This is a genomic window from Maribacter luteocoastalis, from assembly GCF_048890225.1.
Classification (GTDB): domain Bacteria; phylum Bacteroidota; class Bacteroidia; order Flavobacteriales; family Flavobacteriaceae; genus Maribacter; species Maribacter luteocoastalis.
Window position 1 is genome coordinate 784,345 of the sequence record NZ_JBMFZG010000001.1, and the last position, 22,473, is coordinate 806,817.

A 22,473-nucleotide genomic window follows, 5' to 3' on the forward strand; every position below is an offset into this window, starting at 1 on the left:
AATCCGTGTTGGTTAATGATGGTATATAAATAACCTTCCTGGTATTTAATTTTCTAACTTTGCCCTATGTTACTAGAAGATATAGAAGATTTCGGTGCCTTTATAAAATCCACTCGTAAAAAGTACGGTATTACTCAGCGCTACATAAGTAAAGAATCCGGAGTTACTCGAAGTATAATAAGCAACATAGAAAACTGCAAAGTAAAAGATACCCGATTAAGTACTGCAATAAAGATTGTTAACGCCCTCAATAAAGGTTTAATGACAATAGATCTAAACGAATTAAAATAAACCGTTTAAACGCGTGTTTGGGTCAATCTTCAAACACAATCATTCTTTATGAAAAAACTATGCCGAAAACGGCTTATACTATCTTAAGAATGGTAATTGCAATTTATTGGCTTGCAATAAACATAACATCACCAAAGTCAATATAGACGAGCCTAAAACATTTCATCAGTCATTTAAAAAATGAAATTTTTATTGGAATGTGAAGATTGTGGTAAATTAGGTTTCCTTTTTATTGGTTTTGTATTACCATGAATAATTTTGAAAGATATTTTATAATTGAGTGTTCAAGATGATATACTGGATTATGTGACATTAAAGTGAAAAAAAAAGTCGGGTTTTAAACCCCACCCCTCTATTATAATTGATGCTTGGATTTAATTTTTTGGGGTTTTGCAATACAAATTTTTATATTCATGTTGCCCACAATTTTCACACGATAGAAATACTTAAGGTTTGATTAATTTCAAAAATATTTAATCAATGAAAAACTACTTAACAATATTAACGGTCTTTTTAACCCTTCATACTTATGGGCAAAGTGCAGCATACAAACAATTAAGACCTCCTGTAGATAATATATCTAACGATATAAAATACTGGAACACCCCTAGATGTTACGCTTATTTAAAGAAAATTACCACTACCCATGAAAGATTGCATAGTATGTATCCTAAAGAGTTAAGGTCATCATTTTTAGAAGAGGTACATTTTTACACAGCCCCCAATAGTCCTATCTATGTGGTAGTAAAGTTCTATTCAAATGCAGGTTACAATATTTATTGTGAAGTTCCTGGTTGGGAAGTAGATAATTTTTTACCGGAAAATTATGAATCATACGGTGAAAAATTTCAAGACCATATTAGCCCATATAAATGTAACTGCAGATAATTAACCCACTTTCTTAACACCTTTAGGAATCCTCAGTTCTCTATCGTGCATATAACCACTCAGTAGTTTACTATGCTTTAAACCGATTACAGGCACTTCGATAAAAAAATAGTTGAAAAGGTAAGTATCTCTCCTTTCTTTAGGTTTCTTCATCCATACTTTTTCGTTTACATATTTAGGGAAAAAGTTTAAAACGAATTTAGAGGTATACATCTTCTTGGAATTAAATTCCTCATCATACTTTTCAAGTTTTGCTTTTGAAATATAAGGTCTAAAGCCCTGATAAAGTGTTCTCGCTATACCCTGTATTGTTGACATAAATGCTACATTGATTACTTAAAAATGTCCTATTTTCGGATAGTTTGTAAGTTTAAACACGGGAATTCCAGTGTTATGGTTTGTTTTCTCTTTTGCTCTTTTCCTGTTCCTGGTTCTTTTTGATTTTGAACATTCTCTTAGCCTTCTCTGACTTCGTTAAGTTCGTTTTCAGCCAATCCGCTTTCTCCTGTCTCGTTTTCATATATTTCAAAATGAAGTTAACCAAAGTTTTGAAAAAGAAGAGAATTCAACCAACACAGATTTCAGTTTATTTTGAAAATCAATTAATTACTTAGATAAAAAGGATATTACTTTAGATTTCGCACAATGAATAAGTATTGATTTTAAAAATTTGATGTATAATTTAGAGTGTAATATGATATACCATATATCAAGCAATCTGATGAAAAAGGAAATTCGAATATTTGACCCCATCCCCCACTTATATTTTTAATTAAGAGATAAATTTTTAATTTTTTGCCCTGCATCCGGTCAACTAATTTAAGGACCTACTAATTTAATTATCATGACAAGTTATGCACACTATCTTACATGTAAGAACGCTAATTAATTACTTCAATGTAGTAGCCAATATTTTTAACTCCTTCAAGGAGCTAACTTTATAAGTTGTACCCTTATGTTCAATAATGCCATAGGTACCATTTGAGATAAACAGTTCCCTTAAATCAACATTCAAGACCTTAGCTATCCTCAGTAGGGTTTCAACCGTGGTATTCTCACCGTTAATAATTCGGCTCAATGTATTAGGCGCCACGTTTATTTGCTGCGCTAAATCCTTTAAGGTTATATTTTGAGCTTTTGCAATTTCCTTTATAGTATACATCTAGTATAAATTTAGTGTTACTAATATATACATTTTATGTATATTATTATAACATTTAATACATATTACAAATATTTTATTCAAATTTCAATCAAAAATATTTTAGAATTCGGTCAACAGGAATTAATTTTGTAGTTACAATTATTAGGCATCATTTTCAATACTAACCAGTAAAACAAAACTTATGGAAAGTAAATTAGACAATGCAGTAAAGAAATTATTTGAGAATGCAGGACCAAGTGAATTTAAAAACACAATAAACGAATTGTTCACCGGTTGGGTAGAATCCGAAATGTCAGACGACGTTGACTGTAGAAAAACACATCATTATAAATATAGAAGGTTAATAGAGTTCTTCGAGCAAGCTGAGGAAACAGTTTAAAAGGAATATAATTAAACCCACTGATTCAACTTCTAGAACCATAAATAGTGTAATGAAATGAAGTAAGGTGTTTAACTTTATTACTTGATTAGGGATTAATTATATTTGCGATATGGCAAAATTTACAATCACCAGTATGGGTTTAGATCAAGAAAATAGAATTATGGAATCCATATTAGACCAGGTTAGTCGAAATGGAAAGTATTCTTTACAAATAAAAAATAACGTTGAATTTGAAGACTTGATGGCCAATAGATTGGTCCAGTACAAAATACTAAAAAGAGAATTTATTAAATCTACATTAATAAATAGAGGTACCGGTAAAGAAATACCGGTTAACCTATTACCTAATATTTTTGAATATACGGAAGGTGATAATTTTGTGGCCGCAAAGTTAATGGGCGCACATAAATTTATCAAAAAAGAGAAGGATAGGTTAAATCCATCTTTTCTAAGAAATTTAGCAATTAACATGGATAAAAGTAATATTATATCAACCCTTATCGGAGTCATTATCGGTTGGTTGCTTACTATAATTTTCTCGTAGATTTAAATCAGGCTATCCGATTCATAAACAGCAATCAACATCTCCGCTTCATATATTCTTGACTTCAACTTTTCATTTTCTTTTTTAAAGTCAATTTTGATACTATCTATTTTACTTTCTATTGTTCTTAACTCGAACTGAGAAACTTTGCTAGAATTGATGTAAATAACATAGATTAAACTAGCAAAAGCTATAGCAGCACTAATACCTGAAATTATAAGCGGAATCAAATAGGTTTTTAGTTTCATATTGGCAACTTGGTTACTTAGCTTTAAATTCTCTTGGGTAAGGTCTCTAATTGCTTGTTCTTGATTAGCGATACTATTTACTTGTATTTGAGCTTCTAATTCATTTTCGTACATATTTACAAAACCACCATTATGTAAAAACTCTTCAGTAAAGTTATTTCGTCCGAGATAGAAAATACCGTCAGATTTATTGTAGTCAACGTAACGCCGACCGTCTATAATCATCTCATCTAATATTTCATCAAAATGATCTATTGAATTAACTGGCTTACCCATTTTAGAGTAAATATGAGTATTATGGTAATTACCGTCCAAGGATAATAGAAATTCCAAAATCTTATTTTTTAATTCAGCTCTCTCCTTACCTTCCATAATTCTAAATCTTATTTATATCTATACTTCCAGAATACTTATCCAATGTTTTCCCAGTTTTAAAATGCCCTTTACCTAATATCTTGTTTGTTTTTGGGTCGTATTCAACTTCAACAAAAAAAGCGTACAAAGCATAGAGATTATACTTTCGGTTGGAGGTAATATGATTAGTTAAGTAAATACCATTTTCCCAAAGATTATTCCATTGATTGGTTTCCAGTAACATCATGTATTCATATAATCCCATGATTTAAAAATAACACAATATTTTATTTACAATTAATAACAGCACTATTTAATTAGAATATTATAGTAGTCATCTACAGGCCATATCTTAATATAGATATTCCTCGTAATTAGAGCCATAACTTAAATTGATTATGTAATAAAATTACACTTGTCAGAAGAAATTTTTACAGCTTATAAACAGCCTTAAAATTGAATTTGTGTTACAATTGTGTCACAACCATAAAATAAAAAAGAGTTACATTTCTGTAACTCTTTGTTTATCAATGCTCCCCCTCTTGGGCTCGAACCAAGGACCCTCTGATTAACAGTCAGATGCTCTAACCAACTGAGCTAAGGAGGAAAATGCCTTACTTTATCCTTTAAAGCGGCTGCAAATATAATTGTTTTTTGAAATTCCCCAAACAAAAAAAAGCGTATTTTTATTTAAATAGCCATTTATATAAATCATTACCGTTCGCGAACAGTAATAACGCTATTAAAAGAAAGAACCCTATCATTTGGGCATACTCCAAAAATTTATCGCTAGGTTTTCTTCCCGTAACCATTTCATATAATAGAAACATTACATGCCCGCCATCTAAGGCAGGGATAGGCAATATGTTCATAAATGCCAATATAATGGATATAAAGGCTGTTGCGCTCCAAAATGCAGGCCAGTTCCAATCATTAGGAAACAAACCTCCAATAGCCGCAAAACCACCTACACCTTTATATGCCCCTGTTTCCGGATTAAAAATCTTCTTCATCTGTTTTACATAACCCGATAAAGTAGCAACGCCCTTATCAATACCTGCAGGGATAGATTCTAGAAAGGAGTACTCTACTTTTTCTACTTTCAACAGGCCTTTCTCCTGCATGGCTTCAAAAGAAATTAAACCTGGTAGGATACCTATAGTAGCAGAATCGCTAATAATTACTGGAATTTGTAAGCGCTCATTTTCATTTCTAACTACAGTCAATTCAATATTTTGTGACTTAAACTGTTCTAATACCGGTTTTACTTGGTCAAAATAAGTAATAGGCTCGCCTGCTATAGCCACAATCTCATCTTCTGGCATTAAACCTGAATCTTTGTTTGCGGATTCCTTTGGAATTTTGCCAACGACAAAAGGCCTTCTCAAACTCAAGAACCTTATTTTATCTTCATCATCCAATAATGTAGAAATAAAGTCTACCGGAATCTTCTGATCAAAAGTATTACCATTCCTTATAATAGTCATAGTATTACCGTTGATAATCTCTATTGGTAAAGAACTAAACTTTTCTACTTTAGTGCCATCTATAGCAACTATTATATCACCTGTTTGTATGCCAAGTTTATCTCCAATTGTCTTTTCGGTTACCCATAAACCATCTTTAAGACTATCTGCTGGAATAAATTCTTCCCCATAAGAAAAAGCCATTCCAATATAGATAATAACTGCCAAGATAAAATTAACGGTTACACCACCTAACATGATTATTAGACGTTGCCAAGCTGGCTTGCTTCTAAACTCCCATGGCTTGGGCTCTTCTTTCATGGCCTCGGTATCCATACTTTCATCTATCATGCCAGAAATCTTCACATAACCACCTAGCGGCAACCAACCAATACCATAAACGGTTTCGCCAATTTTCTTTTTGAAAAGCGAAAATTTCACATCAAAAAACAGGTAAAACTTCTCTACACGGGTCTTAAATAATTTGGCCGGTATAAAATGGCCAAGTTCATGCAGAACAATTAGCAATGAAAGGCTTAAAAAAAATTGTATTGTCTTTATTAAAATAGGACTCATCAGCGTCTTCTAAAATTTAAATCTGACAAAAGTACATCTTTACAGTTTCTTATAAAAAGAAACTAGGTTATGCTAATGCTTTTTTATGAATAATTTGGCTACAATAAACAAGTCTTTTCTTGAAAACACCCTAATGTGGTCATACCTTTGCAAATAAAAACCATGCGTTCTTTTTTTAAAAAATTTAGACTTTTTGGTATTGTATTGTTGATTATTTCTTCGATAATTATTTATCTATTTTATAATGCATTACAGCCAAAAAAAACATTGCCCGTGTACTCCCCAGCCATGGTAAATACCGAATTGGTTGATGCCGAGATACAACATATTCGGAAATACCACACTATTCAAGATTTTGAGCTTACCAACCAAAATGGCAGAACCATTACGCAAGAAGAGTATAAAGGTAAAATTTATATAGCGGATTTCTTCTTTACCACATGCCCCAGTATTTGCCCTATAATGACCAAAAATATGGTAGATATCCAGAATCGCATAAAAAATGACAATGAGGTTCTACTACTTTCACATTCTGTTACACCAGATATTGATTCTGTGGCACAACTTAAAAAATATGCCATGGAAAAGGGAGTGGATGATAGTAAATGGAATTTGGTTACGGGGGATAAAAAACAGATATACGAGTTAGCTAGAAAATCCTATTTAGCGGTTAAAAACGATGGAGATGGTGGCCCCTTTGATATGATACATACTGAGAATTTTATTCTAATCGATAAGGAAAAGCGTATTCGAGGCTTTTATGATGGTACTAAAAAAGAGGATATTCAAAAGTTATTGGATGACTTGAAAATTTTAAAAGCTACGTATACTTCAAACTAGTTACGTTTTTCTCAAAATTTAAGACCTTAACAGTTGGTTTCTTTTTAGGTTTTATTAATTCTCTAATTAAAAAAAATGGTTTATTTTTGCCTTACTTAAATTGAATCTAAATAAAGATTGGAGACAACGGTAGCACAATTAAAGCGAGGTCAGAAAGGAATCATCAAGGAATTTACCGAAGATGCATTACCTATAAAATTGTTAGAACTTGGTTGTTTACCTGGAAATGAAGTAGAACTGGTACAGATAGCGCCTTTTAAAGACCCTATTTACATAAACGTAAATGGATCTCATATTGCCATACGACGTTCCATGGCCTGTCAAATTGCATTGGACATTATTGAAGAAGAGGGCGGGTTATGAGCAAACAAATTAATGTTGCGCTAATTGGCAATCCCAATACCGGTAAAACATCTGTATTTAACCAACTTACAGGACTTAATCAAAAAGTGGGTAATTATCCTGGAATTACCGTTGAAAAAAAAGAAGGCGTCTGTAAACTTCCAAGAGGAGTAAAAGCACATATTTTAGATCTTCCAGGCACCTACAGTTTAAACACTACCTCATTAGATGAAAGTGTAGCAGTAGAACTGCTATTGAACAAGAATGATAAAGACCACCCAGATGTTGCGATTGTTGTTTCCGATGTCGAGAACCTTAAGCGTAACTTACTTTTATTTACCCAAATAAAAGATTTAAAAATCCCAGTTATCCTTGTCATTAATATGGCTGATCGCATGTCTCGTAAAGGGATTAGTATTGACCTGGATAGATTGGAAGAGAAACTAGACACCAAAATTGCCCTTGTTAGTACAAGAAAAGGAACGGGAATTGACAAACTTAAAGAGCTTATTTCAGAGTACAAAAAACTCTCAACAACCCAAAATGTAGATGCCTCCGTAATTGCACCTGATTATTTTGACCGTCTAAGAACGGCATTTCCAAAAGAGGATCTATATAAACTATGGCTTGTAATTACCCAAGATGTTAATTTTATGCCCATTGAGAAGAATCTCATAAAGGATACTTCTTCGTTTGCAACCAAGTCTAAATCAGAATTAAAACGATTACAGCAAAAAGAAACAATCCTTAGGTATCAGTTTATAAATGGCATCCTTAAAGAAACCTATAAAATTGATATAAATGCCGCCAAAGGATTTAGGGCAGGTCTTGATAAAGTCCTTACGCATAAGGTATTTGGATATTTGATATTCTTTTTAATTCTCCTTACCATTTTCCAAGCCATTTATGGTTGGAGCGAATACCCAATGGATATTATTGACGGCTTTTTTGCCTCTGCAACAGAGTGGGTAAAAAACAACTTACCTTCTGGAGTCTTCACAAATTTAATTGCGGAAGGCATATTAGCTGGTATTGGAGGTATTGTCATATTTATACCACAAATTGCATTTTTGTTTTTATTTATTTCCCTTTTAGAGGAGACAGGCTATATGAGCAGAGTGGTTTTCTTAATGGATAGACTCATGCGCCCATTTGGTCTTAGTGGAAAAAGCGTGGTGCCCCTTATCTCCGGTACAGCATGTGCCATACCAGCTGTAATGGCAACACGTACCATTGAGAATTGGAAAGAAAGACTAATTACCATTCTTGTTACCCCATTCACAACCTGTTCTGCTAGATTACCCGTTTATCTTATTATTATTGCCTTGGTTATTCCAGAAGGCAACTTTTTAGGATTGAGCTATAAAGCACTTACTTTAATGCTCCTATATCTATTGGGTTTTGGTGCGGCAATAGTATCTGCGATGATCTTGAATAAAATACTAAAAATTAAAAGCAGGTCGTTCTTTGTTGTAGAGATGCCCAACTACAAGCTCCCTTTATTAAAAAATGTTGGGTATACGGTTTTGGAAAAAACAAAGAGCTTCGTATTTGGTGCCGGTAAAATTATACTCGCCATATCTATTATACTTTGGTTTTTAGGTTCCAACGGATTTTCAGATGACTTTAAAAATGCCGAAGGGATTATAACCGAACAAGTTAAAACCAATGGTTTAAACACCTATAGCGAAACCTATATTCAGAACAAACTAGAAGAATATAAAACATCATTAAAAACGGGCAAATTAGAAAATAGTCCAGCTTCAGCCCTACAGGATTCCATTGCATTAAAGACATTAGAACTTGAAGCACGTGCCTTAAACCAGGAAATTGCCAGTTATAAATTGGAACATTCCTATATGGGTTATATGGGCAAGGCTATAGAACCCATAGTAAGCCCTCTAGGTTATGATTGGAAAATAGGAATTGCCGTACTTACCTCATTTGCCGCAAGAGAGGTGTTTGTGGGTACATTAGCTACCATTTATAGTGTTGGTAACGATGAGGAAGAGACCATTAAATACAGAATGGCCGCAGAAGTAAACCCTAAAACCAAAAAACCGCTGTTTAATTTAGCCTCTGGTATCTCATTACTATTATTTTATGCATTTGCCATGCAATGTATGAGTACCTTGGCAGTGGTAAAAAGAGAAACAAATTCATGGAAATGGCCTGCCGGACAGCTTGTCTTTATGAGTCTATTTGCTTATATTGTTGCTTTAGTGGCATATCAAATTCTAAAATAGAAATGGAAATCTTACAACCAATACTTGTTTATATTACCTTGTTTGTAGCGATAGGTTATATGGTTAAAAAGTTCTTTTTGCCCAAAAAGTATTTAGCCAACAAAAAGAACCATAGCAAATCTTGTGGACAAAGTGATTGTGGTTGTAATTGATTCATACCATTTTATTGTATTTAAAAACTATCGCCCTTATCCATTCGTTAAATAAGCGCTAAAACTTCCTAACAAAATCTAAAATTGTAACGTTTTATCACTAGGTTCGTTTAGTTTGCAGGAGCATACTAAACAAATGATGGTCACAAAACAGTTCTACTATATTTTTTTACCATTTATTCTATTACAAAGTTCATTGGCATTTGCCCAAAACCTTAGCGCAAGGGTGTTGGACAGTGTTACCCAAAAACCCATTGCATATGCCACAGTTTTACTAAACAATAAGGGGGTAATTACTAACGAGGAAGGTCGCTTCACTTTTTTAATGACGGATAACATTAATGGGAACGATTCAATTTTTGTTTCGTGCATAGGTTACAAATCTATTGGTGCGCCGATACGGGAATTTTCTGAAAACAGTATTTATCTATCTCCAAAAGCTATTGAATTAAAGGAAGTTATCGTTTCCAACAAAAACTATACAGCCAAAGAAATTGTAGCAATGGTTCAAGATAGTCTTGAAAAAAATTATAGGTATGGCTTTACCAAGAAAAGATTGTTTCTACGAGAGACCTATACAAACTATATCCAAAAAACAGATTACAAAATAAAGGAGTCAACTATTGATGCGTTTAATAAAGCCTTTTTGGATAGTGTCATAAATACTGTGCCAAAACAAGATACCTATTATACAGAAATGCTAGGTGACCTCTATGGAAATGAAGATGAGGATGAGCAAAAGCTTGGGCTAATAAAAGCATCCGAGCTTTATGATAAAAACAAACGTTTGGATTTTGAAAACCTAGAAGAACGGTTTAATGAAATCATTAAAAAAAATGTAAAAACCGACTCCTATTTTAAGGTGAAATCTGGCCTTTTTGGCACCAAACTAGAAGCCGATGAGCTTTTTGAGGAAGAAATTGACTCTACAGATGTTGCTTCGTTAAATAAACAACTAGCAGAAAAGAAAAAAGATAAGGAAGAGCAAAAAAAATTCTTTGCCAATTATAAGCGTAGAACTCTTGGAAATCTATACGGCAACCTTCCCATTTTTAAGGATAGTGATTATAATGTACTTTTTAAACCTAGACGATATGAGCTTACACTAGAAGACTTTACCTATATAGGAGATAAAGCCTTATATGTAATACGTTTTGAACCCAAGGGGTCTGAGGATTATGAAGGAAAATTATATATCAATGCTGAAGATTTTGCTTTGGTTAAAATGGATTTTAAAAATACCAAACCACTTAGAAATTTCAAACTGCTAGGTGTTTCACTCAATGAGTATCTAGCGGAAGGTAGTATATTATTTGGCAAGGATCGTGATGGTCTTTATTCCCTTAGATACTATGAAATAACCAAAGGAAACCAAGTTGGCTTTAAAAGACCCTTGCAAATCATAGAAAAGAATAAAAACGTAAAAGGAAGAAGAAAACAAAATGAACTACACCTAAAAATTAATGCTTCTTTTAGTGGAAAAAACAAATACGAGGTAGTGGTTTTTGATATAGACCCAATAAATAGATCCGTATTTGATTCCTATGTCGAGGACAACATTGTTTTACCAACATATATGCCTAATTACGACCCAGAATTTTGGAAGGGATATACTATTATGGAGCCCAACACTGCCATTAAGGAATTTACGTCTGAAGTATCATTAGAGACCGTAAAATAACTAAACAAAACTCTTTATAAAGTAATAAAACAATAGTGCCCAACCTGTTACCAATAACAAACCTCCCAATGGCGTTATAGGCCCTAAAAACTTCCATTTCTTACCCTTTAATGATGTTAGGCACAACCCATAAATACTAAATGAAAATAAGACTGTGCCTACAATAAAAGCAAATATCATGTATTTCTGTAAAGGTGTACTAAGGTTTAAGTTGAAACTAAGCATCAATAGTACCATGGCATGATACATTTGATACTTTACCCCTGTCTCAAAACTTGTTAGCTGATCTGACGTAAATGTTTTTTTTAAAATATGGGCTCCAAAAGCTCCGAATACAACTGCAAGTAATCCATATATTGTTCCAATAACTTGTGCTATTAACACCATAACAATTTACATTTCAAAATTAAGATGGTAAAAAATACCCTTATTTATTATATTAAAATAGTATTTTGGAAAAATTGTTGGCTTTCACTACTAATAAGATCATAACTAGTTAAGGAGTTTCCAAAAACAAAAATATTACTATAGCTAACCTAAATAAGAAGTTTTAGAAGACATATCAAAGTAATATTCTTTAGTACAACGCATAAGGCAAAAACTAGGAGCCATTAAAAGAGGGGTATTCCAATAATTAATAAAACCGCAAACTATTTTTCTTCTGTAGGTCACAAGAATTACTTTATGCACTTCATTAACAGGCAAGTACGGTTAAATCTATTAACACAGATTAACTGAGTTAGTTTAAGGTAATTTCAATTTTCGAGTCAGAATCTATGGCAAAGGAGCAGTCCTGATAATCTGGCGGACCAAAAAGTTTCATTTTACCCTTTGAAAAAGCTACCGTTTCCTTTGGAACACCCAACATGTTGGTATCCAATTTAGAATTGTCATTTATATCATGAAAGATGGCGATGGCATATTCTCCTTTTGGCAAATCCCTAATCTCAAAATCTGTACTGCCTTTTACTGCCTTTTCCATTCCAGAAATATAGGCTTCCTTCAATTTTAAAAAGGAAGATTTATTGTTATAAATTGCAAAACAAATTTTACCGGTATTCGATTCAACCCCATTTACTTTTACAGATAGCATATGCTGTGCATGTAAAAAAAAGGAAATCATAACTAATAAAAGAGATAAATATAGCTTTCTATAATCCATATAAAACTTTTGAAAAGACCACTACTAGTTGGGGACCATATCCGATTTAGCCTGCATCTCTAACTTTTTATATAAATCTTGCGTTCGGATAGAGTCCTTTAAGTTCAAATATAGCTTTAAAGAATCATTGTAAACTATTTTAATTTTCTGTTGTAAGATATTATCTGCGAACACATGAACTTTATTATTGGTAAGTGAATCCTTGAATTCGCGAAATAGCCCTTTTTCCTTATCTAAAGCCGAAAAACCATGAAGTCTTTCCATAGGGGGTATCCGTTCCACAAATGCTAAACTATCTATGTTATTAATTGGAATAGTAACGGAATAGAAGCCGGATAATATGCTTATTTGATTAGATTTTATCTTAACCCAATTTTTATAATGCATCACAAGTGCAGATAAACACATAATTACAGTTATCACCATTATGAGGTTCCACAACCAATGTCGTTTTTTCACAATCATTAGAAAATTGAAATTATTAAAGCAAAATACAATTTAACTTATAAACTTTTATGAAAGTGTTATAGCTAATCCTAGCTATAGCATATAGGATAACTGTATTACCAATAAAAAATTATCCTAACCCTACATCAAGTGTCATCATAATAATAAAGCCTCCTATGAAGCCCATGGTAGCAATATCTGTATAGTTATCTTGCTGTGTCTCAGGAATTACTTCTTCAACAACCACAAAAATCATAGCTCCAGCGGCAAAAGATAGCGCATAAGGCAAAATGGGTTCAAATGTAAGAACGGCCCATGCTCCTAAAACAGCGGCAATTGGTTCAACTGCTGCGGAAGCCTGACCATACATAAAACTTTTAGTTCTACTAAGCCCCTGCCTACGCAAAGGCATAGCTACAGCAAAACCTTCAGGGAAATTCTGCAATCCTATTCCCAATGCCAAAGCCACTGCACCACCAATAGAAGCCCCTTCAAACCCAGCAGCTACACCGCCAAACAATACCCCAACAGCCAAACCCTCGGGAATATTGTGCAATGTTATCGCTAATGTTAAAAGTGTGGTACGGTGCCATGGTGTTTTCACGCCCTCAGCCTCACTTTCCTTAAAATTTATATGTAAATGGGGTAATATTTTATCCAAACCAAAAATAAATCCTGCCCCAAATAAAAACCCAACTGCCGCTGGGATCACCTTTACAAAACCTTCCCCAGGACTCATTTCAATTCCCGGTGCCAATAAACTCCAAAAACTTGCAGCGACCATTACACCTCCTGTAAAACCCAACATACCATCTAATAGAGCCCTGTTCATCCCCTTGAACAAAAAGACCAGTGAAGCCCCTAATGCGGTTAAGCCCCATGTGAACAAAGTGGCATAAAAAGCTGCCCAGATTGGATCAATAGATTCAAAATATTCTATAATATGTTCCATATGAAAAAAATTAATTTGCCTTAGTGACCTCTAAATAGAGATTGGACGCAATCTGTTCTGAGATTTGCATTTGTTGATTGTTTATTTTTATGGTGAACGAACCATCAAAATCTTCCTTGTCTATGATGGCTAACGTATCCCCTAAAGAAATTTGGTTTTTATCCAAGAATTTTAAAAATGCCACAGAAGAGTCATTTACCCCAACACATATACCTTTTGCCCCTATTGGTAGTTCACTAATCAATTTTTTAACTGAACTAATAAATTCTCCATCCTTTGAGGGTATTGGGTCGCCATGTGGATCAACTTTAGGCTGACCCAAAAACATGTCTAATTTATCAATAAGCTGTTCACTTTTAATGTGTTCTAATTGTTCTGCCACTTCATGTACCTCATCCCACGCAAAATCAAGTTTATCCACTAAAAAAACCTCCCATAATCTATGCTTTCTAATTATAGAAAGTGCAGATTTTCTACCAGATTCAGTAAGGGATACCCCTTTATATTTCTTATAATGAACCAATCCTTTTTCGGATAACTTCTTAATCATATCAGTAACAGATGATGGCTTTGTTGCCATTTGTTCAGCAATGGCATTGGTAGCAATTGAAACATCAGCGCCATTGCTTAAATGATATACAGCCTTTATGTAATCCTCCTCAGAAAGTGTCATAATTATTTTACTCGATAATCGATATTAAAGGCTCCGACTATTAGATCGAAATCCTACTGTTTAGTTCCTATGAATACCTGGTGATCCAACACCAAGCTAGTTTCTTAAAGGCTAAATTACATTTTTATATCTAAAAACAAATATTTAGATTTGTCTAAATATTATTTTATACTTGTTTAAAAATATATTATGAAGAGTTATTACATCGTAATTCTAGCTTTTATATGGCCTTTTCTTTGCCACGGTCAAGAGGGTGTAATTTTTGGTGTTGTAACATCAGGAAATAAAACCGTCCCATTTGTCAATGTTTATTTGAAAAATACGCTAGCTGGCACAGCTTCTAATGAGAACGGTAATTTTAAAATTGATGAAATTAAACCAGGATCCTACAACTTTATGGCGACGGCAATAGGATATTTGCCTTACAAACAACCGTTGGAAATTAAACCAGGACAGGAAATATATATAGCCATAGAATTAATACCCTCTCCAGAGGCTTTGGATGAAATGGTCGTTACAGGTACCTTAAAGGGCGTTCAACGTTCAGAAAGTCCTGTTCCTGTAGAGGTTTATAGTCCTACATTTCTAAAAAAGAATCCAACTGCCAGCATTTTTGAGGCACTGCAAAACGTAAATGGGGTTCGACCCCAAATAAATTGCAACGTTTGTAATACGGGTGATATACACATAAATGGGTTAGAAGGCCCTTATACCTTGGTGCTGATAGACGGCATGCCCATTGTAAGTGGATTGGGAACGGTTTATGGCTTATCTGGCATCCCCAATTCTCTAATACAGCAAATAGAAATTGTGAAAGGTCCAGCCTCCAGTTTATACGGGTCGGAAGCGGTAGGGGGCTTAATTAACATTATCACCAAAAGTGCTTTGGAAGCTCCTGATTTTTTTGCTGATGCCTTTGCCACTGGATGGGGTGAATATAACCTGGATGTTGGTGCAAAAATAAAATTGAGCCCAAAAACAGATATGCTTCTAGGTATAAACTATTTTAATTACGATCAACTAATAGATAACAATGGGGACAATTTTACCGATCTAACCTTACAGGACAGAATTTCGGTTTTCCAAAAATGGAACCTAAAAAGAAAGGACAACCGAATTTTATCATTGGCAGGTAGATTTTTCTACGAAGATCGTTGGGGCGGTGAATTACAATGGACGCCAGAATATAGAGGTGGAAACGAAATATATGGGGAAAGCATTTACACCCGTAGATGGGAAATCTTGGGCAAATATCAATTACCTGTTAAAGAGCAGTTGTTACTTTCCTTTTCATACAATGACCATAGCCAAAACTCAGTATATGGGGATGTTCCCTATTTGGCGGATCAAAGAATTGGTTTTGGACAGCTTACTTGGGACAAAAAGCATGGTATACATGACTTGTTATTTGGTGCCGCCTTGCGATACAACTATTATAACGACAATACTACCGCCACCCTTACTTCAGATGAAGTGGTAATCCCAAGTTTATTTGTTCAGGATGAAATTCAATTCGCTAAAAAACATGCTCTTTTATTGGGTCTTAGATACGATTTTGATAAAAGGCATGGGTCTATAGTCACCCCGCGATCCGCATATAGATTTAAAATAACCGACGAAGATATTCTTCGGATAAATGCCGGTACTGGATTTAGGGTTGTAAACCTCTTTACTGAGGAGCACGCTGCCTTAACAGGTGCACGGGATGTTGTGGTTACGGAAGCATTAAAACCAGAAAAATCATTTAACGTAAACCTAAATTATCTTAAAAAGATATTTGCTGATAATGGCACCTATGCCACCATTGACGGCTCTCTTTTTTATACCCATTTTAGCAATGCCATTTTACCTGATTATGACACAAATCCTAACCAAATCATATATGATAATTTAAATGGCAAATCTATTTCTAAAGGGCTAAGCCTAAATATCGACATTGCATTTCCAAGCGGATTTAAGCTACTGTTGGGAGCAACTTTGCAAGATGTTAGTCAGACAGAAAATGGTGTGTCACAAAGACAAATATTAACAGAAAGTTATACAGGCACATGGAATCTAGGCTATACGTTTAAAAATATAGGCTTGAGTATTGACTATACAGGCAACTTATACGGACCTATGCGATTACCCGTTTTGGGCGAAACGGATCCTAGAAGTGACTACTCCCCTATTTGGAGCATTCAGAATATACAGTTTACCTATAGCGCATTGGACAATTTTGAATTTTATGGTGGCATCAAAAACCTATTGGACTGGACACCTAACCGTGGAAACCCATTTATAATAGCACGTTCCAATGACCCTTTTGACAAGGAAGTGACTTTTGATGCTAACGGTAAACCATTAGCTACTCCCAATAATCCCAACGGACTCACATTTGACCCTTCTTATGTTTATGGACCAAACCAAGGTATTCGTGGCTTTTTGGGAATTCGTTATCGTATTAATTAGTCCTAATCCCACTATGGGTTACACGTTATATTCGCTATTTTTGAACAATGGCAAAATTACATTTCGATTATATCATCATTGGGGCAGGAGCTGCTGGGCTAATGTTGGCAGACGCCATGGGAAAAGATTCTTTTTTTAAGGATAAATCAATCTTACTATTAGACAAGGATGCAAAAAATATAAATGATCGTACCTGGTGTTTTTGGGAGAAAGGAGCTGGAGAATTTGAATCTCTAATCCATAAAAAATGGAACCATATTCTTTTTAGGTCATCAGAATTTTTTAAACGTTTTACAATAGCGCCGTACACCTATAAAATGGTGCGTGGTATCGATTTCTACCAAGAATACTTAAAGAGAATTAAAGGCTATACTAATATCAATTTTAAGCAAGAAAAAGTAGTTAGGATTGATGAAGATGAAAAACAGGTAACGCTGACAACATCACAAAAAACATATACCGCAGATTTTATTTTTAATAGTATGTTTTCTTTTGATATGGCCATTCATCAGAAAAAATATCCCGTACTACAACAACATTTTATTGGTTGGATCGTAAAAACCGAAAAGCCAATATTTGATATAGACCAAGCCACTTACATGGATTTTAGTGTTCCCCAAAAAGACAATACACGTTTTATGTATGTGCTGCCTTTTACAAAAGATACTGCCTTAGTGGAGTATACGCTCTTCTCAGAAAATTTATTGCCTAAAAAAGAATACGAAGAGGCTATTGAAAGTTATTTAAAAAATCAATTGGGTTGTTCTGAATATGAATTATTGGAAACAGAAAAAGGTAGTATCCCTATGACCAGTTATGATTTTAAAGAACACAATACCAAAAGGGTTAGACAAATTGGCACTGCAGATGGATGGGCAAAACCCAGTACAGGGTATACTTTTATGAGTACTTCTAAAAAAATACCAAAACTTGTCGCCTACATAAAAACAGATAAGCCCTTAAAGGAATTTAATATTAAAAATAGGTTTTGGTTGTATGACCTTTTGTTCTTGGACGTACTACATAAAAACAATGGGAAAGGACATCAAATCTTTCAAAAGCTGTTCAAAAGAAGAAAACCCCAATTGATATTCAAGTTTTTGGACGAACAAACAAACATTCTTGAAGATGTGTATTATATAGCCGGTTGCCCCAAATTACCATTCATCAAAGCTTTACTTAAAAGAATTTTCTAAACGGTCCTACGCATAAGACTTTGGCCAAAACTCCTCAAGATTTCTTTCTTTTTGGTAGTAATATCTAAACTGTCGAGAATAGCAAATGCATTTTCTGTGTAGGCCTCAATTGCTTTCTGGGTAGCCAAAGCGGCTCCTGTTTCAGTAAAAATAGTTTTTACTGCACTAACCTTTCTATCCGTTTCTGTTGGTTGTATAGAATACAAATCCAGCAAGGCTTTTTTGTCAGCTTCACTACCAGATTCCATGGCTTTTATATACAGGTACGTCTTTTTATTTTCAATAATATCTCCTCCTACTTGTTTCCCAAAAGTTTTTGGGTCACCATATACATCTAAATAATCGTCTTGTAATTGAAAGGCAATTCCAAGATTTAAGCCAAATGCATATATGCTATCCTGGCTCGTTTGTGAAGTCTCCGCAACTATGGCTCCCATTTTCATGGCAGCTCCAACCAAAACTGCTGTTTTATATTCAATCATTTTTAAATACTCGGGTAAACTTACATTCTCTCGGGTCTCAAAATCCACATCATACTGTTGCCCCTCACAAACCTCTAATGCCGTTTTACTAAAAAGTTTTGCCAAGGCCCTAAAAATTTCAACATCATAATTTTCAAAAAGCTGATAGGCCATAATCAACATCGCGTCACCAGAAAGGATTCCAGCATTTATGTCCCATTTTTCGTGAACTGTTGGTTTTCCCCTCCTTTTTGGGGCATCATCCATGATATCATCATGTACTAAAGAAAAATTATGGAATACCTCAACTGCCAAAGCGGCATCAAATGCTTTTGTGTAATCTGCATCAAATATTTCTGCAGTGAGTAAGACCAAGACTGGCCTCAGTCTTTTTCCGCCTAAATTTAAAATATAGGTTATGGGCTCATATAGGTTTCGAGGCTCCCTTGTAACCGTTTTTGATTCTAAATACGTTATAAATTCTTTGCGGTAATTTTCAATAGAATGCATGCATGGTTATTTTTAAAAACAAACCTAATAATAAAATTTGTTGTTCTTATGCCAATGGCGTTTCAAAAACGTCAGAACACTTCTAGAATTGTCTTTTAATTTTAGCAACCAAAAACCATCAATTTCACAATATTTTGGATTAAAGTGTGGCATTCACACAAAAAAAACAGTGTAAAATTAATCATTAACATAAAATTTTGATAATTTTACCTTTCAACCTAAACAACACGCATATGAAATTTTTTTCCAAACCAACGGTTCCGTTAGAACTAAGTTCTCGGTCTAAATTTTTACTTTTTTTATTCCTGTTTACTATAACGATTTCGTTTGGGCAAACGACAGTTTCAGGAACTGTTACCTCTGCCGCAGATGGAATGCCTTTACCGGGAGTATCAGTAATAGACGCCAATAACCCGACAACCGGTGTTCAGGCTGACTTTGACGGAAATTATTCGATATCCTTAGAAAATGGAAGTACCAGTCTACGATTTAGTTATCTAGGATTTAAAACCGTTGTGATACCTATAAACAACCAAACTACCATTAATGTAGCTATGGACGAAGATGTAGCCAACCTAGAGGAAGTAGTGGTAGTTGGATATGGCACACAGAAAAAAGCCACTGTAACTGGAGCTGTTACAGCCGTTCAAGGTCCCGTATTGGAAAGTTCTCCCGCCATAAGTGTTTCAAACTCTTTAGCAGGAAGACTACCAGGTGTTGTTATAATACAAACGAGTGGGGAACCAGGAAATGATGAATCAAATATAAGTATTCGTGGTACTAACACGCTTGGAAACAACCAACCCTTAATAGTAATTGATGGTATTCCTGATAGAGATGGTGGAATTGGGCGTATAAACCCAGATGACATTGCAAACATATCCGTATTAAAAGATGCATCTGCGGCAATATATGGCGCTAGAGCAGCGAACGGAGCTATTATCGTTACTACCAAATCAGGGAATGCTGGTAAAATGGAAGTGAAGTATAAAGCTGATTTTGGCCTTACAAGGCCAACGAGGGTTCCTGAAATGTCAAATGCCGTAGAGTATCAGACAATCATGAATGAACTTGCTATTTATAACAGTAATATTCCAACTGGTGAATGGAGTGCAGCAAATAGTGCCTTTCAAACCGCTGGTAGTTATACCATTCCTGGCAGTGGAGAAACTATAAACGCAGCTTTTAGCCCAGAAACTGTCAACAATCACAGAACCAATGCCGATCCATGGCTTTACCCTGATACAGATTGGTTTGGTGCAACCTTTCAAGATTGGGCAGAACAACAAAGGCACAATCTATCAGTTAGTGGCGGAAGCGAGGACCTAACCTATTATGCATCTTTAGGTTACTCCGATCAAGGTGCCATTTATAAAAATTCTGCAAACCGGTATCAGCAGTACAACTTTCGTATTAATACGGATGCAAAAATCAACGATTACCTTTCTACAAAACTCATGATGGGTTATAGAAAGGAATATAGAACCTTCCCAACTGAGGGAGCTGGAGCTATTTTTAGAATGTTAATGCGTGGTAGACCCAACGAACCTGCTGTTTGGCCTAATGGTTTGCCAGGACCAGATATTGAAAACGGTCAACAACCTGTAGTGGTGACTACCAACCAAACTGGTTACGACAAACAACCAACAGATTATTTACAATTTACAGGTTCTGTAGATATAAAAAATCCATGGGTTGATGGATTAACACTAACGTTATTGGCGGGTGTGGATCAAAGCCAACAACGTAGAAAATTATGGCAAACCCCTTGGACTCTTTATTCACTAGATCGTGCCAATTATATTGCCACAGGAGATCCTGTGTTAAGCGGGGCTATTAGATCCAATTTCACAGACCCAAGGTTAACACAAGCATCTTTCAACGTTTTAAATACAAACCTTACCGCATTATTAAATTACGACACGACCATTGGTAATGATCATACTATTAATCTATTGGCAGGTGTAACTCGTGAAAATTTTCAAGGTGAGTTTCTATCGGCCTTTAGAAGAAATTACCTCTCAGATGCTGTTGATCAAATAGGCGTTGGTGGCGAAGATGGCCAAAATACCGACGGTTTTGGGTATAACAGAACACGATTAGGTTACTATGGCCGTGCACAATATAATTTCAAGGAAAAATATTTGGCAGAATTTATTTGGCGTTATGATGGATCTTACATTTTTCCAGGCAATGATCGCTTTGGTTTTTTCCCAGGCTTTTTGGTCGGTTGGAATATCAATAACGAGGATTGGTTCAATGTTGAATCTATCGATTACCTAAAACTCCGTGCCTCTTACGGTCAAATGGGTAATGACCAGGTGTTCTTTCAAGGTGCATTACAGGAGTATGCATATCTTTCTATTTATGATTTTGGCAGTTATCCAATTGATGGGGCGGTTCAGACTACCCTTACAGAACCCCTATTGGCAAACCCAAGTTTCACATGGGAGCGGGCAAACAACTTCAACTTAGGGCTTGATGGTATTACACTTAATGGAAAATTGAGCTTTACTTTTGAGTACTTTTTGAACAAGCGTGATCAAATCCTAATCCAGAAGACTGGTTCCACACCAGGCTCATCCGGTATATCTGATTTGTTACCTCCAGTAAATGCTGGTAAAGTTGACAATGAAGGATTTGAGTTTGCGTTAAACTATTACGGTGGCAATGAAGATAGTTTTAAATGGGATGTTGGCGTAAATGGCGGATACGCCAAAAATAGCGTTGTCTTTTTAGATGAAATTCCGGGTGCACCAAGTTACCAATTACAGGAAGGAAAGCCAATTGGTTCTTACTTAGTCTATGAATATGACGGTGTTTTTATTGATGATGCAGCCATAGCGAGCAATACATTGGATTATAGTGCTGTAAAGCCCCAATTAGAACCAGGTGATATGAAATTTAAGGATATAAATGGTGATGGTGCCATTGATGATTTGGATCAAGTTCGTCTGGATAATAGTTTGGTACCAAACTTTAACTTTGGCGCAACCTTTAATGCATCCTATAAGAATTTTGATTTATCTGTACTTTTACAAGGTGCTACAGGTGCAAAACTCTTTATACAAACAGAATCAGGTGATATAGGGAATTATCTAAAACATAGTTTTGATAATAGATGGAGTCCAGATGCCCCTAGCAGTGTACACCCAAGATTGGCTAGTAGGGGAGATACCTACTATAGTGGTGGATCATACGGGAATAACACCTATAATCTGTTCAGCAAGGATTACATACGACTAAAAAACGTACAATTAGCGTATAACTTCCCAGAATCACTAATAGATTCATTCGGACTATCTGCATTTAGGGTATATATAAGTGGATTAAATCTTGCTACTTGGGCAGCTCAGGATATTTATGACCCAGAGTCAACAAGCAATAGTGGGCAGTTTTATCCACAACAAACAATCATAAATTCAGGTTTTAGTTTAACATTTTAA

The 22,473-nt window shown here is 34.8% G+C and carries 23 protein-coding genes and 1 tRNA gene; 11 read left to right on the forward strand and 13 right to left on the reverse strand.

Features of this window, described 5'->3' with window-relative positions; all coding sequences use genetic code 11:
- The first annotated feature begins 66 nt into the window (after window positions 1–66).
- Window positions 67–291 carry a helix-turn-helix domain-containing protein gene (locus ACOCEA_RS03395; RefSeq protein WP_420754787.1) on the forward strand — a complete coding sequence of 75 codons (225 nt, stop codon included), beginning with the start codon at window positions 67–69 and terminating at the stop codon, window positions 289–291.
- A gap of 480 nt (window positions 292–771) precedes the next feature.
- On the forward strand, window positions 772–1,179 hold the full coding sequence (locus ACOCEA_RS03400) for a hypothetical protein (protein ID WP_420754788.1): 408 nt from the start codon (window positions 772–774) through the stop codon (window positions 1,177–1,179).
- On the opposite strand, the gene ACOCEA_RS03405 is transcribed toward ACOCEA_RS03400, so the two are convergent.
- From ACOCEA_RS03405 to ACOCEA_RS03415, 3 genes are all read right to left on the reverse strand, one after another.
- The gene (locus ACOCEA_RS03405; RefSeq protein WP_420754789.1) at window positions 1,180–1,497 is read right to left on the reverse strand and encodes a hypothetical protein; all 318 of its coding nucleotides are present in this window, start codon (window positions 1,495–1,497) and stop codon (window positions 1,180–1,182) included.
- A gap of 73 nt (window positions 1,498–1,570) precedes the next feature.
- Complete coding sequence (locus ACOCEA_RS03410) at window positions 1,571–1,699, reverse strand: hypothetical protein (RefSeq protein WP_420754790.1); 129 nt, start codon at window positions 1,697–1,699, stop codon at window positions 1,571–1,573.
- A 369-nt stretch (window positions 1,700–2,068) separates the two neighbouring features.
- Entirely contained in the window at window positions 2,069–2,341 is a 273-nt protein-coding gene (locus ACOCEA_RS03415) for a helix-turn-helix domain-containing protein (protein WP_420754791.1), read from the reverse strand.
- 184 nt (window positions 2,342–2,525) lie between these two features.
- Here ACOCEA_RS03415 and ACOCEA_RS03420 point away from each other — a divergent pair, with 184 nt between their 5' ends.
- Together ACOCEA_RS03420 and ACOCEA_RS03425 are read left to right on the forward strand one after the other, a co-directional pair.
- Window positions 2,526–2,723: a hypothetical protein gene (locus tag ACOCEA_RS03420; protein WP_420754792.1), complete on the forward strand. Its 198-nt coding sequence runs from the start codon at window positions 2,526–2,528 to the stop codon at window positions 2,721–2,723.
- A 112-nt stretch (window positions 2,724–2,835) separates the two neighbouring features.
- Complete coding sequence (locus ACOCEA_RS03425) at window positions 2,836–3,270, forward strand: hypothetical protein (RefSeq protein WP_420754793.1); 435 nt, start codon at window positions 2,836–2,838, stop codon at window positions 3,268–3,270.
- Window positions 3,271–3,272: 2 nt separating this feature from the next.
- Here ACOCEA_RS03425 and ACOCEA_RS03430 read toward each other — a convergent pair whose 3' ends face one another.
- The 4 genes from ACOCEA_RS03430 to rseP form a co-directional block, all read right to left on the reverse strand.
- The gene (locus tag ACOCEA_RS03430; RefSeq protein WP_420754794.1) at window positions 3,273–3,890 is read right to left on the reverse strand and encodes a hypothetical protein; all 618 of its coding nucleotides are present in this window, start codon (window positions 3,888–3,890) and stop codon (window positions 3,273–3,275) included.
- A 4-nt stretch (window positions 3,891–3,894) separates the two neighbouring features.
- Window positions 3,895–4,137, reverse strand: coding sequence for a hypothetical protein (locus tag ACOCEA_RS03435; protein ID WP_420754795.1), 243 nt, complete (start codon window positions 4,135–4,137; stop codon window positions 3,895–3,897).
- Window positions 4,138–4,405: 268 nt separating this feature from the next.
- Window positions 4,406–4,479, reverse strand: a tRNA-Asn gene (locus ACOCEA_RS03440).
- A gap of 79 nt (window positions 4,480–4,558) precedes the next feature.
- Complete coding sequence (gene rseP / locus ACOCEA_RS03445) at window positions 4,559–5,914, reverse strand: RIP metalloprotease RseP (protein WP_420754796.1); 1,356 nt, start codon at window positions 5,912–5,914, stop codon at window positions 4,559–4,561.
- A 162-nt stretch (window positions 5,915–6,076) separates the two neighbouring features.
- Here rseP and ACOCEA_RS03450 point away from each other — a divergent pair, with 162 nt between their 5' ends.
- The 4 genes from ACOCEA_RS03450 to ACOCEA_RS03465 all read left to right on the forward strand — a co-directional run bounded on the left by ACOCEA_RS03450 (window position 6,077) and on the right by ACOCEA_RS03465 (window position 11,175).
- Entirely contained in the window at window positions 6,077–6,754 is a 678-nt protein-coding gene (locus ACOCEA_RS03450; protein WP_420754797.1) for an SCO family protein, read from the forward strand.
- A 117-nt stretch (window positions 6,755–6,871) separates the two neighbouring features.
- Complete coding sequence (locus tag ACOCEA_RS03455) at window positions 6,872–7,117, forward strand: FeoA family protein (RefSeq protein WP_420754798.1); 246 nt, start codon at window positions 6,872–6,874, stop codon at window positions 7,115–7,117.
- The gene (gene feoB / locus ACOCEA_RS03460; protein ID WP_420754799.1) at window positions 7,114–9,342 is read left to right on the forward strand and encodes a ferrous iron transport protein B; all 2,229 of its coding nucleotides are present in this window, start codon (window positions 7,114–7,116) and stop codon (window positions 9,340–9,342) included. Before ACOCEA_RS03455 ends, feoB begins: the two co-directional genes overlap by 4 nt.
- Window positions 9,343–9,630: 288 nt before the next feature.
- Complete coding sequence (locus ACOCEA_RS03465; protein ID WP_420754800.1) at window positions 9,631–11,175, forward strand: carboxypeptidase-like regulatory domain-containing protein; 1,545 nt, start codon at window positions 9,631–9,633, stop codon at window positions 11,173–11,175.
- Here the strand turns inward: ACOCEA_RS03465 and ACOCEA_RS03470 are convergent, their stop codons facing one another.
- The 5 genes from ACOCEA_RS03470 to ACOCEA_RS03490 all read right to left on the reverse strand — a co-directional run bounded on the left by ACOCEA_RS03470 (window position 11,176) and on the right by ACOCEA_RS03490 (window position 14,409).
- On the reverse strand, window positions 11,176–11,562 hold the full coding sequence (locus ACOCEA_RS03470) for a DUF423 domain-containing protein (RefSeq protein WP_420754801.1): 387 nt from the start codon (window positions 11,560–11,562) through the stop codon (window positions 11,176–11,178). It lies immediately after the preceding gene.
- A gap of 352 nt (window positions 11,563–11,914) precedes the next feature.
- On the reverse strand, window positions 11,915–12,337 hold the full coding sequence (locus tag ACOCEA_RS03475; RefSeq protein WP_420754802.1) for a DUF2141 domain-containing protein: 423 nt from the start codon (window positions 12,335–12,337) through the stop codon (window positions 11,915–11,917).
- A 24-nt stretch (window positions 12,338–12,361) separates the two neighbouring features.
- Window positions 12,362–12,745: a hypothetical protein gene (locus ACOCEA_RS03480; protein WP_420754803.1), complete on the reverse strand. Its 384-nt coding sequence runs from the start codon at window positions 12,743–12,745 to the stop codon at window positions 12,362–12,364.
- Window positions 12,746–12,914: 169 nt separating this feature from the next.
- A complete protein-coding gene (locus tag ACOCEA_RS03485; protein WP_420754804.1) occupies window positions 12,915–13,736 on the reverse strand; it encodes a ZIP family metal transporter in 822 nt (273 codons plus the stop codon).
- 10 nt (window positions 13,737–13,746) lie between these two features.
- Window positions 13,747–14,409 carry a metal-dependent transcriptional regulator gene (locus tag ACOCEA_RS03490; protein ID WP_420754805.1) on the reverse strand — a complete coding sequence of 221 codons (663 nt, stop codon included), beginning with the start codon at window positions 14,407–14,409 and terminating at the stop codon, window positions 13,747–13,749.
- A 189-nt stretch (window positions 14,410–14,598) separates the two neighbouring features.
- Between ACOCEA_RS03490 and ACOCEA_RS03495 the strand changes: the two genes are divergently transcribed.
- Both ACOCEA_RS03495 and ACOCEA_RS03500 read left to right on the forward strand, forming a co-directional pair.
- The gene (locus ACOCEA_RS03495; protein WP_420754806.1) at window positions 14,599–16,860 is read left to right on the forward strand and encodes a TonB-dependent receptor; all 2,262 of its coding nucleotides are present in this window, start codon (window positions 14,599–14,601) and stop codon (window positions 16,858–16,860) included.
- A 47-nt stretch (window positions 16,861–16,907) separates the two neighbouring features.
- Window positions 16,908–18,056, forward strand: coding sequence for a lycopene cyclase family protein (locus ACOCEA_RS03500; RefSeq protein ID WP_420754807.1), 1,149 nt, complete (start codon window positions 16,908–16,910; stop codon window positions 18,054–18,056).
- On the opposite strand, the gene ACOCEA_RS03505 is transcribed toward ACOCEA_RS03500, so the two are convergent.
- Window positions 18,053–19,027 (reverse strand): polyprenyl synthetase family protein, encoded by a 975-nt coding sequence (locus ACOCEA_RS03505; protein WP_420754808.1) that lies wholly within the window; start codon window positions 19,025–19,027, stop codon window positions 18,053–18,055. The genes ACOCEA_RS03500 and ACOCEA_RS03505 overlap by 4 nt on opposite strands.
- Window positions 19,028–19,260: 233 nt before the next feature.
- On the opposite strand from ACOCEA_RS03505, the gene ACOCEA_RS03510 reads away from it, so the two are divergent.
- Window positions 19,261–22,473 (forward strand): SusC/RagA family TonB-linked outer membrane protein, encoded by a 3,213-nt coding sequence (locus ACOCEA_RS03510; RefSeq protein ID WP_420754809.1) that lies wholly within the window; start codon window positions 19,261–19,263, stop codon window positions 22,471–22,473.

Bases quoted from the DNA above. Each gene is read 5' to 3' on its own strand.
- ACOCEA_RS03495 (WP_420754806.1), top strand. From the start codon at position 14,599: ATGAAGAGTTATTACATCGTAATTCTAGCTTTTATATGGCCTTTTCTT.
- ACOCEA_RS03465 (WP_420754800.1), top strand. From the start codon at position 9,631: ATGATGGTCACAAAACAGTTCTACTATATTTTTTTACCATTTATTCTA.
- ACOCEA_RS03415 (WP_420754791.1), bottom strand. From the start codon at position 2,341: ATGTATACTATAAAGGAAATTGCAAAAGCTCAAAATATAACCTTAAAG.
- ACOCEA_RS03400 (WP_420754788.1), top strand. From the start codon at position 772: ATGAAAAACTACTTAACAATATTAACGGTCTTTTTAACCCTTCATACT.
- ACOCEA_RS03435 (WP_420754795.1), bottom strand. From the start codon at position 4,137: ATGGGATTATATGAATACATGATGTTACTGGAAACCAATCAATGGAAT.
- ACOCEA_RS03405 (WP_420754789.1), bottom strand. From the start codon at position 1,497: ATGTCAACAATACAGGGTATAGCGAGAACACTTTATCAGGGCTTTAGA.
- ACOCEA_RS03490 (WP_420754805.1), bottom strand. From the start codon at position 14,409: ATGACACTTTCTGAGGAGGATTACATAAAGGCTGTATATCATTTAAGC.
- ACOCEA_RS03450 (WP_420754797.1), top strand. From the start codon at position 6,077: ATGCGTTCTTTTTTTAAAAAATTTAGACTTTTTGGTATTGTATTGTTG.
- rseP (WP_420754796.1), bottom strand. From the start codon at position 5,914: ATGAGTCCTATTTTAATAAAGACAATACAATTTTTTTTAAGCCTTTCA.
- ACOCEA_RS03425 (WP_420754793.1), top strand. From the start codon at position 2,836: ATGGCAAAATTTACAATCACCAGTATGGGTTTAGATCAAGAAAATAGA.
- ACOCEA_RS03500 (WP_420754807.1), top strand. From the start codon at position 16,908: ATGGCAAAATTACATTTCGATTATATCATCATTGGGGCAGGAGCTGCT.
- ACOCEA_RS03505 (WP_420754808.1), bottom strand. From the start codon at position 19,027: ATGCATTCTATTGAAAATTACCGCAAAGAATTTATAACGTATTTAGAA.
- ACOCEA_RS03475 (WP_420754802.1), bottom strand. From the start codon at position 12,337: ATGGATTATAGAAAGCTATATTTATCTCTTTTATTAGTTATGATTTCC.
- ACOCEA_RS03410 (WP_420754790.1), bottom strand. From the start codon at position 1,699: ATGAAAACGAGACAGGAGAAAGCGGATTGGCTGAAAACGAACTTAACG.
- ACOCEA_RS03480 (WP_420754803.1), bottom strand. From the start codon at position 12,745: ATGTGTTTATCTGCACTTGTGATGCATTATAAAAATTGGGTTAAGATA.
- ACOCEA_RS03430 (WP_420754794.1), bottom strand. From the start codon at position 3,890: ATGGAAGGTAAGGAGAGAGCTGAATTAAAAAATAAGATTTTGGAATTT.
- feoB (WP_420754799.1), top strand. From the start codon at position 7,114: ATGAGCAAACAAATTAATGTTGCGCTAATTGGCAATCCCAATACCGGT.
- ACOCEA_RS03510 (WP_420754809.1), top strand. From the start codon at position 19,261: ATGAAATTTTTTTCCAAACCAACGGTTCCGTTAGAACTAAGTTCTCGG.
- ACOCEA_RS03485 (WP_420754804.1), bottom strand. From the start codon at position 13,736: ATGGAACATATTATAGAATATTTTGAATCTATTGATCCAATCTGGGCA.
- ACOCEA_RS03420 (WP_420754792.1), top strand. From the start codon at position 2,526: ATGGAAAGTAAATTAGACAATGCAGTAAAGAAATTATTTGAGAATGCA.
- ACOCEA_RS03470 (WP_420754801.1), bottom strand. From the start codon at position 11,562: ATGGTGTTAATAGCACAAGTTATTGGAACAATATATGGATTACTTGCA.
- ACOCEA_RS03395 (WP_420754787.1), top strand. From the start codon at position 67: ATGTTACTAGAAGATATAGAAGATTTCGGTGCCTTTATAAAATCCACT.